The sequence below is a fragment of the Demequina sp. NBRC 110053 genome (assembly GCF_002090095.1).
Taxonomy (GTDB): Bacteria; Actinomycetota; Actinomycetes; order Actinomycetales; family Demequinaceae; genus Demequina.
This window is the reverse complement of sequence record NZ_BBRJ01000002.1, coordinates 792,600-804,755: the sequence shown is the minus strand read 5'-3', so window position 1 is coordinate 804,755 and position 12,156 is coordinate 792,600. Positions and strand designations below refer to the sequence as shown.

The 12,156-nt window shown below is 70.6% G+C and carries 14 protein-coding genes; 13 read left to right on the top strand and 1 reads right to left on the bottom strand.

What is annotated here, in order from left to right:
- The 8 genes from rpsK (at window position 1) to B7K22_RS03720 (ending at window position 6,573) form a co-directional block, all read left to right on the top strand.
- Window positions 1-390, top strand: coding sequence for a 30S ribosomal protein S11 (rpsK, locus tag B7K22_RS03755; RefSeq protein WP_061963598.1), 390 nt, complete (start codon window positions 1-3; stop codon window positions 388-390).
- Window positions 391-565: 175 nt separating this feature from the next.
- Entirely contained in the window at window positions 566-1,555 is a 990-nt protein-coding gene (locus tag B7K22_RS03750; RefSeq protein ID WP_084038468.1) for a DNA-directed RNA polymerase subunit alpha, read from the top strand.
- Window positions 1,556-1,573: 18 nt separating this feature from the next.
- Window positions 1,574-2,170 carry a 50S ribosomal protein L17 gene (rplQ, locus tag B7K22_RS03745; protein WP_084038467.1) on the top strand — a complete coding sequence of 199 codons (597 nt, stop codon included), beginning with the start codon at window positions 1,574-1,576 and terminating at the stop codon, window positions 2,168-2,170.
- A gap of 60 nt (window positions 2,171-2,230) precedes the next feature.
- On the top strand, window positions 2,231-3,118 hold the full coding sequence (gene truA / locus B7K22_RS03740; protein WP_084038465.1) for a tRNA pseudouridine(38-40) synthase TruA: 888 nt from the start codon (window positions 2,231-2,233) through the stop codon (window positions 3,116-3,118).
- Window positions 3,119-3,282: 164 nt separating this feature from the next.
- A complete protein-coding gene (rplM, locus tag B7K22_RS03735) occupies window positions 3,283-3,726 on the top strand; it encodes a 50S ribosomal protein L13 (RefSeq protein WP_084038463.1) in 444 nt (147 codons plus the stop codon).
- Between the two features lie 28 nt (window positions 3,727-3,754).
- Entirely contained in the window at window positions 3,755-4,228 is a 474-nt protein-coding gene (gene rpsI / locus B7K22_RS03730; RefSeq protein ID WP_084038461.1) for a 30S ribosomal protein S9, read from the top strand.
- 10 nt (window positions 4,229-4,238) lie between these two features.
- Window positions 4,239-5,600: a phosphoglucosamine mutase gene (gene glmM, locus B7K22_RS03725; RefSeq protein WP_084038459.1), complete on the top strand. Its 1,362-nt coding sequence runs from the start codon at window positions 4,239-4,241 to the stop codon at window positions 5,598-5,600.
- Between the two features lie 100 nt (window positions 5,601-5,700).
- A complete protein-coding gene (locus B7K22_RS03720) occupies window positions 5,701-6,573 on the top strand; it encodes a DedA family protein (RefSeq protein WP_159448745.1) in 873 nt (290 codons plus the stop codon).
- 46 nt (window positions 6,574-6,619) lie between these two features.
- Here the strand turns inward: B7K22_RS03720 and coaA are convergent, their stop codons facing one another.
- On the bottom strand, window positions 6,620-7,594 hold the full coding sequence (gene coaA / locus B7K22_RS03715) for a type I pantothenate kinase (RefSeq protein WP_084038455.1): 975 nt from the start codon (window positions 7,592-7,594) through the stop codon (window positions 6,620-6,622).
- A gap of 114 nt (window positions 7,595-7,708) precedes the next feature.
- Between coaA and glmS the strand changes: the two genes are divergently transcribed.
- Genes glmS through tsaB form a run of 5 tightly spaced genes read left to right on the top strand, consistent with a single transcriptional unit; the run spans window position 7,709 to window position 12,148 of the window.
- Window positions 7,709-9,574 (top strand): glutamine--fructose-6-phosphate transaminase (isomerizing), encoded by a 1,866-nt coding sequence (gene glmS, locus B7K22_RS03710; RefSeq protein WP_084038453.1) that lies wholly within the window; start codon window positions 7,709-7,711, stop codon window positions 9,572-9,574.
- A gap of 2 nt (window positions 9,575-9,576) precedes the next feature.
- On the top strand, window positions 9,577-9,936 hold the full coding sequence (locus tag B7K22_RS03705) for a holo-ACP synthase (RefSeq protein ID WP_084038451.1): 360 nt from the start codon (window positions 9,577-9,579) through the stop codon (window positions 9,934-9,936).
- Window positions 9,933-11,042: an alanine racemase gene (alr, locus tag B7K22_RS03700; RefSeq protein WP_084038449.1), complete on the top strand. Its 1,110-nt coding sequence runs from the start codon at window positions 9,933-9,935 to the stop codon at window positions 11,040-11,042. The genes B7K22_RS03705 and alr overlap by 4 nt, the downstream gene beginning before the upstream one ends.
- Window positions 11,039-11,533 carry a tRNA (adenosine(37)-N6)-threonylcarbamoyltransferase complex ATPase subunit type 1 TsaE gene (gene tsaE, locus B7K22_RS03695; RefSeq protein ID WP_371327649.1) on the top strand — a complete coding sequence of 165 codons (495 nt, stop codon included), beginning with the start codon at window positions 11,039-11,041 and terminating at the stop codon, window positions 11,531-11,533. Before alr ends, tsaE begins: the two co-directional genes overlap by 4 nt.
- A 9-nt stretch (window positions 11,534-11,542) precedes the next feature.
- Window positions 11,543-12,148 (top strand): tRNA (adenosine(37)-N6)-threonylcarbamoyltransferase complex dimerization subunit type 1 TsaB, encoded by a 606-nt coding sequence (gene tsaB / locus B7K22_RS03690; protein WP_084038447.1) that lies wholly within the window; start codon window positions 11,543-11,545, stop codon window positions 12,146-12,148.
- The last annotated feature ends 8 nt before the right edge of the window (window positions 12,149-12,156 follow it).

Here is a 12,156-nt window from a genome sequence, read left to right as displayed (position 1 = left end):
ATGGCAGCTCCCACGCGCAAGCCGCGCAAGAAGATCAAGAAGACCGTCGCGCACGGTCAGGCTCACATCAAGTCGACCTTCAACAACACGATCATCTCGATCACGGACCCCTCGGGCGCCGTGGTGTCGTGGTCGTCGTCTGGCCAGGTGGGCTTCAAGGGCTCCCGCAAGTCCACGCCGTACGCCGCGCAGATGGCCGCCGAGGCCGCCGCGCGCCGCGCGCAGGACGCGGGCATGTCCAAGGTCGATGTGTTCGTCAAGGGCCCGGGCTCGGGTCGCGACACGGCGATCCGCTCGCTGACCGCCGCCGGCCTCGAGGTCACCTCCATCAAGGATGTGACCCCGCAGGCGCACAACGGCTGCCGTCCGCCCAAGCGCCGCCGCAACTAGCGAACGGGGGCCGCGCAGGCCGCCCCAGGTGACCCGCGCGACACGCCCCTCAGGGACGGCCGGTGCCACGGCATCGGCCATCCCCCTCCTTTCAACTTCACACCTCCACCCTGACGGACCGATCCGGCAGGTCTTGCGAGCATCAAATAGCGGGTGCTCGGAAAGGATATGAACAGTGCTCATCGCACAGCGTCCTCAGCTGACCGAGAAGGTCATTTCGGACAACCGTTCGCAGTTCTCACTCAAGCCCCTCGAGCCCGGCTTCGGCTACACGCTCGGCAACTCGCTGCGCCGCACGCTGCTGTCGTCCATCCCGGGCGCCGCCATCACGTCGGTGCGCTTCGAGGGCGTCCTGCACGAGTTCACGACCATCGAGGGCGTGAAGGAGGACGTGACCGAGATCCTGCTCAATCTGAAGAACCTCGTGGTCTCCTCGCACCACGACGAGCCCGTCGTGATGTACCTGCGCAAGTCGGGTGCCGGCGCCGTGACCGGTGCCGACGTCGCCCCGCCCGCCGGTGTCGAGGTGCACAACCCCGACCTGCACATCGCGACCCTCAACTCGAAGGCGAAGTTCGAGGTCGAGCTGACCGTCGAGCGCGGCCGCGGCTATGTGCCGGCCTCGATGAACAAGGGCTACGACGCCGAGATCGGCCAGATCCCCGTCGACTCGATCTACTCGCCGGTGCTCAAGGTCACCTACAAGGTCCAGGCGACCCGTGTGGCCCAGCGCACCGACTTCGACGAGCTGATCATCGACGTCGAGACCAAGAACTCGATCTCGCCCTCCGACGCGCTGGCCTCCGCCGGCTCGACGCTGGTCGAGCTGTTCTCGCTCGCGAAGGGCCTCAACGAGGCTGCGGAGGGCATCGAGATCGGGCCCTCGGACTCGGAGGACTCCATCGAGGAGGACTACAACCAGCCCATCGAGGAGCTCAACCTCACCCAGCGTTCGTACAACTGCCTCAAGCGCGAGGGCATCCACACCGTGGGCGAGCTGACCGCCCGCTCGGAGGCGGACCTGATGGACATCCGCAACTTCGGGCAGAAGTCGATCACCGAGGTCAAGGAGAAGCTCGCAGAGCTGGGCTTCTCGCTCAAGGACGGCGCCGTCGAGTACGACGGCAACTCCGCGGGCGTGTACTTCTCGGGCAGCGAAGAGTAACAAGGAGAACCTGCAACCATGCCTACCCCCACCAAGGGAGCGCGCCTGGGCGGCGGTCCTGCGCACGAGCGTCAGATCCTGGCGAACCTCGCGCAGAGCCTGTTCGAGCACGGCCGCATCACCACCACCGTCGCCAAGGCCAAGCGCCTGCGCCCGTACGCCGAGCGCGTCGTGACCCTCGCCAAGCGCGGCGACCTCGCCTCGCGCCGCAAGGTGCTCGGCCTGCTGTCGGACAAGGGCGTCGTGCACGCGCTGTTCGCGGACATCGCCCCCGGCTTCGCCGAGCGTGACGGCGGCTACACCCGCATCACCAAGATCGGTCCGCGCAAGGGCGACAACGCGCCCATGGCCGTGATCGAGCTCGTCGAGTTCGGTGCGCCGGCCAAGAAGGCCGTCTCCAAGGAGGCCGAGAAGGCCACCAAGAAGGCTGCCCCGAAGGCCAAGGCCGACAAGGCTGCGGCCGAGGAGGCTCCTGCGGAGGAGGCCGAGGCTCAGCACGCCGACGCTCCCGCCGAGGGCCCCGAGGAGGTCACCGAGGCCGCCGCCGTCGAGGGCGAGCACTCGGAGGAGCCCGCCGAGGGCGCCGACGACGCAGCCGAGGACGACAAGAAGTAACGTACGGCCGATGCGCGGGCCAGCTCCCGCGCCTCCGGTCACCGGTCGAGGCGGGCTCTCATGACGGAACTGGTTCCCAGCGACGTCGTGAGGGTCCGCCTCGACTTCTCGTACGACGGCACCGACTTCTCGGGCTGGGCGACGCAGCCGTCACTGCGGACCGTGCAGGGCGAGATGGAGGCGGCGCTCGCGCGCATCATCCGTGACCCCGCGACGGGGGAGTCGATGCCCGTGCGGCTCACGGTCGCCGGGCGCACCGACGCGGGCGTCCACGCGCGCCATCAGGTCGCCCACGCGGACATCCCCGCCGCGTCGTGGAGCCGCATGCCGGGGCGCTGCGTGCGCACCCCCGAGGTCGGGCTGCGCGAGCGCCTAGATGGCATCCTGCCCGACGACATCACGGTGCGCACCGTCGCCATCGCGCCGGTCGGATTCGACGCGCGCTTCGCCGCCACCGAGCGGCGGTATGCGTACCGGGTCGCCGACGACTCGGCTCTCCGGGACCCGCTCACCCGACGCCACGTGCTGTGGCACGACGCAGCCCTGGACGTCGACGCCCTCAACCGCTCATCGGCCCTGCTCACGGGCCTGCGGGACTTCGCACCGTTCTGCCGGGCCCGCGAGGGCGCGACTACCATCCGGGACCTCAAGGAGCTGTCCTGGGAGCGCGTCGCGTCCGGTGCCGATGCGGGTCTCGTGGTCGCGACGGTGCGCGCGGATGCGTTCTGCCACTCGATGGTGCGCTCGCTCGTGGGGGCGTTGCTGCCCGTCGGCCAGGGCCGGCGCGACCTCGCATGGCTCGAGTCCGTCGCCGCCGGCACCGAGCGCTCGCAGGCCATCGCCGTCGCTCCCGCGCACGGTCTCACGCTCGAGCGGGTGTCCTACCCGGCGGACGACGAGCTGGCTTCCCGAACGGAGCTCACGCGCGCGCGACGCTCGTCGGTGTGACCGGCCTCGCTGGAATTGACCGCTCGCGGCGCGTGCCGGTAGAATCGTCTGTCGTTGTGCGTTCCGGCGCGAAGTGCCTCCCACTCGCCTCCGCAGGACCCGCCGACCGAACCCCGTGGCGCGCTTCGCGCCGCATCATCGTTAACGAGTAAGAAGGCTTCACAGTGCGTACGTATTCTCCCAAGCCGGGTGACGTCACCAAGAACTGGTACGTCATCGACGCTACTGACGTGGTTCTCGGTCGTCTGGCCTCTCAGGCCGCTTCGCTGCTGCGCGGCAAGCACAAGGCGACCTTCGCCCCCCACGTCGACGGCGGCGACTTCGTCATCGTCATCAATGCGGACAAGATCTCCCTGTCGGGCAACAAGGCTGCCGACAAGATGGTCTACCGCCACTCCGGCTACCCGGGCGGTCTGAGCGCCGTCCCGATCGGCGAGCTCCTCGAGAAGAACCCGCAGCGGGTCATCGAGAACGCGGTCAAGGGCATGCTGCCCCACACCAAGCTCGGCCGCGCCCAGCTGTCCAAGCTCAAGGTCTACGCGGGCCCCGAGCACCCCCACGCCGCGCAGCAGCCGCAGGCGTTCGAGATCTCGCAGGTGGCGCAGTAAGCGCCCCGGACCCCAAGGATTGATTGACGTGACTGACACGACCGTCGAGAACGACACCCCCACCGAGTACACCTCCGAGTCCGCGCCCGAGCGCGGCAAGGGCGCCTCGGCCATCGCTCCCGGCGCCGGCCTCGGCCGCCGCAAGGAGGCCATCGCCCGCGTTCGCCTGGTGCCCGGCACCGGCGAGTGGAAGATCAATGGCCGCTCGCTCGAGGACTATTTCCCCAACAAGGTGCACCAGCAGCTGGTGAACTCGCCTTTCGCGCTGCTCGACATCGAGGGCAAGTTCGACGTGCACGCCCGCATCGATGGCGGCGGCCCCTCCGGCCAGGCCGGCGCGCTGCGCCTGGGCGTGGCCCGCGCCCTCAACGAGATCGACGCGGACACCAACCGCGCCGCCCTCAAGAAGGCGGGCTTCCTGACCCGCGACGCGCGCGTGGTCGAGCGCAAGAAGGCCGGCCTCAAGAAGGCCCGCCGCGCGCCTCAGTACTCGAAGCGCTAATCTCTCGCGCATGGCGCGACTGTTCGGCACGGACGGGGTCCGCGGCCTGGCCAACCGTGACATCACGGCAGAGCTGGCTGTGGACCTCGCCGTCGCCGCCGCGCACGTGCTCGCCGAGCGCGGCGAGTTCTCGGGGCATCGGCCCCGCGCGGTCATCGGCCGCGACACCCGCATCTCAGGGGAGTTCCTGAGCGCCGCCGTCTGCGCCGGGCTCGCATCGGCGGGCGTGGACGTCCTCGACGTCGGCGTCGTGCCGACGCCTGCGGTCGCCTACCTCACCGCGTCCACCGAGGCCGACCTCGGCGTGGTGATCTCCGCCTCGCACAATCCCATGCCCGACAACGGCATCAAGTTCTTCGGCAGCGGAGGGCACAAGCTCGACGACGGCGTCGAGGACTCCATCGAGGACCGACTGGGCGAGGAGTGGGAGCGGCCCACCGGCGACCAGGTCGGGACCATCAGGGACGCCTCGCACCTTGCCGGTGGATACGTCGAGCACGTGGTCTCCGCGGTCCGTTCCTTCGCGGGTGCGGAGGAGCCCCTCGCGGGCCTGACGATCGTGGTCGACGGGGCTCACGGCGCCGCGAGCCACGTCGGCCCCGCCGCGCTGCGCGAGGCCGGCGCGACCGTTCACGCGATCAACGCGGCGCCTGATGGACTCAACATCAACGACGGCGTGGGCTCGACCCACCTCGAGAGCCTGCAGGCCGCGGTGGTGGAGCACGGCGCCGACCTCGGCGTGGCCTTCGACGGCGACGCGGACCGCTGCCTCGCCGTCGACCACACCGGCGAGGTCGTCGACGGCGACTCGATCATGGGCCTGCTCGCCCTCGCGCTCAAGGACGCCGGCGCGCTCTATCACGACACCCTCGTGGCAACAGTGATGAGCAATCTGGGCCTGCACCGCGCGATGACTGCCGCGGGGATCACGATCATCGAGGCGGCCGTCGGCGATCGCTACGTCCTCGAGGCCATGCGGGAAGGCGGGTACTCGCTGGGCGGTGAGCAGTCCGGCCACGTGATCGTCTCGGACTACGCCACGACCGGAGACGGCGTGCTCAGCGCCCTGCTGGTGGCCGCGCGTGTCAACGCCGGCTCCTCGCTGCGAGAGCAGTGCGCAGGTATCGAGACGCTTCCGCAGGTGCTCATCAACGTCAAGGGGGTGGACCGGACGCGCGTGCACTCCGATCCTGACCTGCAGAAGGCCGTCGGGGCCGCGCGTGCGGCGCTGGGGACCGACGGGCGTGTGCTCCTGCGTCCGTCAGGCACGGAGCCCGTTGTCCGGGTGATGGTGGAGGCGGCGACCGCCGAGCTCGCGAACGCTCACGCCGACGAGCTCGCCGAGGCCGTCAAGCGCCGTCTCACCCTCTGACCAGCAGGATCCGCGGCCACGTGCATCGGCCGCAGGGATGAGCCGTCAATCAGCGTGATGCCCCATCGCGCCCGAGGGTGGCACCTGGGAGACTGAGCGCGTGACCGACGACCGCACGTTCAGCGACTGGCTCCTCCACTTCTCCTCGACGGTCGAGGAGTGGGTCCTCGAGCTCAGCGAGTCGCTGTGGATCTACCCTGGCGTGTTCGTCCTGTCGCTCATCGACGGCATCTTCCCGGTGCTGCCCAGCGAGTCCGTGATCATCGCGACCGCGACGGCATCGTTCCAGACCGGCAGCCCCATCCTGGTGCTGATCTTCCTGTGCGGAGCGGCGGGAGCGTGGTGCGGGGACCAGCTCGCGTACTTCGTGGGCTCCAAGGTCGACGTGCGCAACTGGCGCATCTTCAAGCGCGACCGGTGGCGCGCCAGCCTGGACTGGGCGGAGACGCAGCTCGAGCGCCGCGGCACCACGTTCATCATCGCCGCGCGCTTCATACCCATGGGCCGCGTGGTCGTCAACCTGTCGGCAGGCGCGCTCAGGTATCCGCACCGGCGCTTCATGGGGGTCGACGCGATCGCCGTGAGCATCTGGGCGGGGTGGGGCATCCTGCTGGGCACCGCGGCCGGCGCCATCTTCCCGGAGGACAACCTCGTGCTGTCCATCGTGATCGGCGTGGTCGCGGGCGTGGTGCTGGGCTTCTTCGTGGATAAGGTGCTCGGATGGTTCGGCCTGAGCCAGCCGGACCTGCCCGATCTGGTGGGCGAGATCGAGGAGTCGATGACGCCCGAGGAGCGCGCCCGCCAGGAGGAGCTCGCGCGCCAGCGCGCGGAGCGCAGGGAGGAGCGTGGGTCGCACCGGGCGGAGCGGCGAGGGGCGGTCACCGGCCAGATCCCGACGCGCCGACACCGCCCGGACCCCGAGGCCCCGCAGCAGGATGCGGGCACCCAGGACCGCGTCGAGCGCGAGCGATGACTCGCGGCTCGCCCCGGGCGGCGAACCAGGCCAGCGGGCGACGCGCCTAGAGCTTGCGCAGCGCCACGGTCTCGACCTGGTGGTCGGAGCCCTTGTGGAGGATGATGGTCGCGCGCGAGCGCGTGGGCGCGATGTTGCGTGCGAGGTTGGGCGCGTTGATCGAGTCCCAGATCTCGCCTGCGCGCGTGACCGCCTGCTCGTCAGACAGCTCCGAGTAGGTCCGGAAGTACGAGTCGGGTCGAGAGAACGCCGTGCCCCGCAGCTCGAGGAACCGCTCGATGTACCAACGGCGCACGTCGTGGGGCTGGGCGTCGACGTAGATCGACACGTCGAAGTAGTCGGAGACGGCGAGCGCAGTGTCATCGAGGTCGCGAGGGCTGGCGGGCTGAAGGACGTTGAGGCCCTCGACGATCAGCACGTCCGGCGAGCGAACCGTGACCGTCTCGCCCGGCACGATGTCGTAGGTGATGTGCGAGTACACCGGGGCGCTCACCTCCGGTCGCCCGGACTTCACATCAGCGATGAACTGCCGCAGCGCGCGGCGGTCGTAGGACTCGGGGAAGCCCTTGCGCTGCAGCAGGCCCCGCGCCTTGAGCACCGCGTTGGGGTGCAGGAATCCGTCAGTGGTGATCAGCTCGACGCGCGGCGATCGCGGCCACCTCGCCATCAGCTCGCGCAGCACGCGTGCCGTGGTGGACTTGCCGACGGCGACGGAGCCAGCGATGCCGATCACGAACGGCGTGCGAGACGCCCGCTCGCCCAGGAACTCGCCGGTGGCCGAGTGGAGGCCCTCGACGGCGCCCGAGTACAGATCGAGCAGGCGTGACAGCGGCCGGTAGATGGTGTCGACCTCGTCCAGGTCGATCGGATCGCCCAGGCCGCGCACGCGCGCGATGTCGGCCTCCGTCAGGGGCAGCGGGGTCGATCGAGCGAGCGCGGACCACTCGGGACGTGTCAGGGTGACGAACGGACTGTCGACGTCCTCCTTGCTGACCTCGTTCACGCGACCATTCAACCGCATCGGTCTCACGGCACCGCGCCACGCCGGGCGGGACGAGGGCAGGCGTGGGGAGGCGAGGAGGTGGAGCAGGCCGATGCGCGGGCGGGTCTCGCGTCGCCACGTAGACTTCGACGCATGTGTGGAATCGTCGGATACGTGAGCTCGCGTGAGCCGGGAGACAGGCCCGAGGGCGTCATCATGGGGGGCCTCGCGCGGCTCGAGTACCGCGGCTACGACTCGGCCGGCATCGCGCTGGTCGGGTCGGACCCCGAGCGGGTCGCGGTCGCCAAGAAGTCGGGCAAGCTCGAGCGGTTGGCGAAGGCGATCGCCGATGAGCCGCTCCCGCCGGCGACGGCGGCGATCGGGCACACTCGCTGGGCCACGCACGGTGCGCCCACCGACGTCAACGCGCACCCGCATCTCGCGGCTGGTGGCCGTCTCGCGATCATCCACAACGGCATCATCGAGAACCACGCCGTCCTGCGCGACGAGCTGGCGTCGGCCGGCGTCGACTTCCTGTCCGAGACGGACACGGAGGTCGCCGGCCACCTGCTCGCGTCGTACGTCGAGCAGGGGCTGGCCCTGGCGGACGCGATGCGGGCGGTCGCTGGCCGACTCGAGGGTGCCTTCACCCTGCTGGCCGTCGACGCGCATGACCCGCGCACGGTCGTGGGCGCTCGCCGCAACTCTCCGCTCGTGGTGGGGCTGGGCGATGGCGAGAACTACCTCGGGTCGGACGTGGTCGCCTTCATCGAGCACACCCGCACCGCGCTCGAGCTCGGCCAGGACGAGGTGGTCGAGATCACCCCCGACTCCGTCACCGTGACGAACGGTCGTGGCGAGATCGTCGAGCGCGAGCCCTACTCCGTGGACTGGGACGCCGCCGCCGCGGAGAAGGGCGGCTTCGCGACCTTCATGGACAAGGAGATCCACGACCAGCCCACGGCCGTCGCCGACACGCTGCGCGGACGCGTCGACCAGCAGGGGCGCCTCAAGCTCGACGAGGGCATGGTCGACGAGTACGTGCTGAAGTCGATCGACAAGATCATCGTGATCGCGTGTGGCACCGCCTCCTACGCCGGGCTCGCCGCCCGCTACGCGATCGAGCACTGGACGCGCATCCCCGTCGAGGTCGAGCTTGCGCACGAGTTCCGCTATCGCGACCCGATCGTGTCCATCAAGACCCTCGTGGTGGCCATCAGCCAGTCGGGCGAGACGATGGACACGATCATGGCGGTGCGCCACGCGCAGAGCCAGGGCGCCACCGTCATCGGCATCGTCAACGCTCAGGGCTCCACCATCGCCCGCGAGGCCGACGCGGTGCTCTACACGCGCGCGGGACCCGAGATCGCGGTGGCGTCGACCAAGGCGTTCGTCGCCCAGATCACCGCCGGCTATCTGCTGGGCATCTACCTCGCCGAGCTGCGCGGCAACAAGTTCCCCGACGAGATCGATGCGCTGCTCAAGGAGCTCGACCAGATCCCCGCGAAGATCCAGCGCGTCCTCGACACGTCGGCGCCCATCCGCGAGGTGGCGGCCTCCATGGCCGACGAGCGCACGGTCCTGTTCCTGGGGCGGCATGTGGGCTTTCCGATCGCGCTCGAGGGCGCCCTCAAGCTCAAGGAGCTCGCGTACATCCACGCCGAGGGATTCGCCGCCGGCGAGCTCAAGCACGGACCGATCGCGCTCATCGAGCAGGACCAGCCGGTGTTCGTGGTGCTGCCCAGCCCTCGTGGGCGCGAGTCGCTGCATGCGAAGGTGCTCTCGAACGTGCAGGAGGTGCGTGCCCGCGGCGCGCGCACGCTCGTGATCGCCGAGGAGGGCGATGAGGTCGCCGCGACGCATGCGGATGAGGTCTTCTACGTTCCCCACGCCCCGGTGCTGATGGCGCCGCTGCTGAGCGTGATCCCGCTGCAGATCTTCGCCCTCGAGCTTGCCGCAGCGAAGGGATACGACGTCGACCAGCCGCGCAACCTCGCGAAGTCCGTCACGGTCGAGTAGCCGTGGCCGTCGTGGGAGTGGGGATCGACGTGGTCGCGATCGCTCGGTTCGAGGAGACGCTGGAGCGCACGCCCGGCTTCCTCGAGCGTGTGTTCACGCCGCCCGAGCGAGAGTTCGGCACTCACAGCCTGGCGGCCAGGTGGGCTGCCAAGGAGGCGCTCGCGAAGGCGCTCGGGGCGCCGGCCGGTCTCCAGTGGCACGACGCCGAGGTGCTGCGCGCCGACGGCGGCCGACCCCAGCTCGAGGTGCGCGGCACCGTGGCCGCGCGAGCGGCGCAGCTGGGCATCGCCCGCTTCCACCTGTCGCTGTCGCACGATGCGGGCATCGCGTCCGCCGTGGTGATCGCGGAGTCCGACGGATGAGCGCGCTCGAGGTCATGGTCGATTACGCCGCGATCACCCGCAACGTCGAGGTGCTGCGTGGGCGCGCCAGCGCCGCCGACGTGATGGCCGTCGTCAAGGCCGATGCCTACGGTCACGGCCTGGTCGAGAGCGGGCGGGCAGCCCGCAGCGGCGGCGCAGCCTGGCTCGGAGTGGCGCAGCCGTCGGAGGCGCTCGCGCTGCGCGCCAGCGGTGACACCGGCCGCATCCTCACGTGGCTGTACGGACCGGACTTCCCGGTGCGCGAGCTCATCATCGCGGACGTCGATCTGTCGGCCTCGTCGCCCGAGGTCGTGGGAGCGATCGCCGCGACGGCACGGGACCTGGGGGTCGCGGCGCGCGTGCACGTGTGCGTCGACACGGGCCTGGGACGCGAAGGCGTGCCGCTGCGCGAGCTCGAGTCGCTGCTCGACGTCGCGAGCGCCGCGCAGGCCGAGGGCCTCATCACCGTGGTGGGGATGTGGTCGCACCTTGCCTGGGCCGATGCACCCGGTCACCCCACGATCGACGATCAGGCGACGAACTTCCGCACGGCGCTCGCGATCGCGCAGGAGCGCTCGCTGGACCTGGAGGTGCGTCACCTCGCGAACTCGGCGTGCACTCTCACGCGCCCGGACCTGCACTTCGACCTCGTGCGCCCGGGGATCGCGATCTACGGGCTGCCGCCCGTGCCGGACCCCGACGGCCGTGACTTCGGCCTCACGCGGGCCATGTCGGTGCGCTCCGAGGTGATCCTCGTCAAGGACGTGCCCGCAGGCCACGGCGTGAGCTACGGCCACGACTACGTGACCCCGTACCCGACCTCGCTCGGGCTCGTGAGCGCAGGCTACGCGGATGGCGTGTTCCGCAGCGCCGGCAATCGTGCCGAGGTGTCGATACGCGGGCGGCGCTACCGCATCGCCGGGCGAGTGTGCATGGACCAGTTCGTCGTGGACCTGGGCCCCGTGACCGAGGTGCGCGCGGGCGACACCGTCACTCTCATCGGTCCCGACGGTCCCACCGCCACGGAGTGGGCCCGCGCGATCGAGACCATCGACTACGAGGTGGTGTGCCGCTTTGGCGCGCTGCGCGACAAGGAGCGAGCGTGATCGACCGCACCGTGACGGTCCCGGACGCGGAGACGATGCGCAGGCTGGGCTCCGACGTGCTCGCGCCGGTGCTGCAGGCGGGCGACCTGGTGATCCTCACGGGCGACCTGGGTGCGGGCAAGACCACCCTGACGCAGGGCCTGGGCGCGGCGCTGGGAGTGCGCGGCGACGTCGCGAGCCCCACCTTCATCATCGCGCGGACCCACCCGTCGCTCACCGACGGACCGGACCTGGTCCACGTCGACGCGTACCGGCTGACCACTCTCGCAGAGCTCGACGACCTCGATCTGGACACGTCCCTCGAGGACGCCGTGACCGTGGTCGAGTGGGGCGACGATGCGGCGGCGCTGTCCGACGACCGCCTGCACCTCACCATCCTGCGTGAGCGCGGCGGCGTCTTCGACATGGACGATCCCTCGGGCGGCGAGCGGCGCGTCCGCATCACCTCGCACGGCCGGCGGTGGGACGCCGTCGAGCTGCCGCAGCTCTAGGCTGGACGCGTGATCCTCGCCATCGACACCTCCGCCGCTGTCGCGGTCGCGCTCGTGCGCGACGGCGAGACCCTGGCATCGCGCTCCGCGTTCGCGCCCCGCGGCCACGCCGAGCTGCTCGCCGGCATGGTCGAGGAGGTCCTCGCGCATGCGGGAGCGTCGCGTGGTGGCGTCGCGTCGATCGTGGTCGGCACGGGCCCGGCTCCGTTCACGGGGCTGCGCGTGGGCCTGGTGACCGCCCGCACCTTGGGCTTCGCGTGGGGGGTTCCCGTCCGCGGCGCCTGCTCGCTCGACGCGGTCGGCGCCATCCACGGCGACGCGACGGTCGTGGCCGACGCGCGTCGCAAGGAGGTCTACTGGGCTCGCTACGAGGGCGGCGTGCGGGTCGACGGCCCAGCCGTCGCGGCGCCGGTCGACGTGCCTGTGGCGGGCAACGTGGTGGGCCGCGGCGCCACGCTGTACCCCGAAGAGTTCCCCGGCGCCATCGCCGCCGATCCCGACCCCGCGGCGCTCGTGGGCGTCGTCGAGTCCGCGCTCGCCGCCGGTGAGACGGACTTCCCGCTCGAGCCGCTGTACCTGCGCCGGCCGGACGTGCACGGCGTCCCCGGCGCCTGAGCCCCTCC

Excerpts from the sequence above, each read along its gene's own strand:
- rpsK (WP_061963598.1), top strand. The coding sequence starts at position 1 with ATGGCAGCTCCCACGCGCAAGCCGCGCAAGAAGATCAAGAAGACCGTC.
- rplQ (WP_084038467.1), top strand. The coding sequence starts at position 1,574 with ATGCCTACCCCCACCAAGGGAGCGCGCCTGGGCGGCGGTCCTGCGCAC.
- truA (WP_084038465.1), top strand. The coding sequence starts at position 2,231 with ATGACGGAACTGGTTCCCAGCGACGTCGTGAGGGTCCGCCTCGACTTC.
- glmM (WP_084038459.1), top strand. The coding sequence starts at position 4,239 with ATGGCGCGACTGTTCGGCACGGACGGGGTCCGCGGCCTGGCCAACCGT.
- coaA (WP_084038455.1), bottom strand. The coding sequence starts at position 7,594 with ATGCGGTTGAATGGTCGCGTGAACGAGGTCAGCAAGGAGGACGTCGAC.
- glmS (WP_084038453.1), top strand. The coding sequence starts at position 7,709 with ATGTGTGGAATCGTCGGATACGTGAGCTCGCGTGAGCCGGGAGACAGG.
- alr (WP_084038449.1), top strand. The coding sequence starts at position 9,933 with ATGAGCGCGCTCGAGGTCATGGTCGATTACGCCGCGATCACCCGCAAC.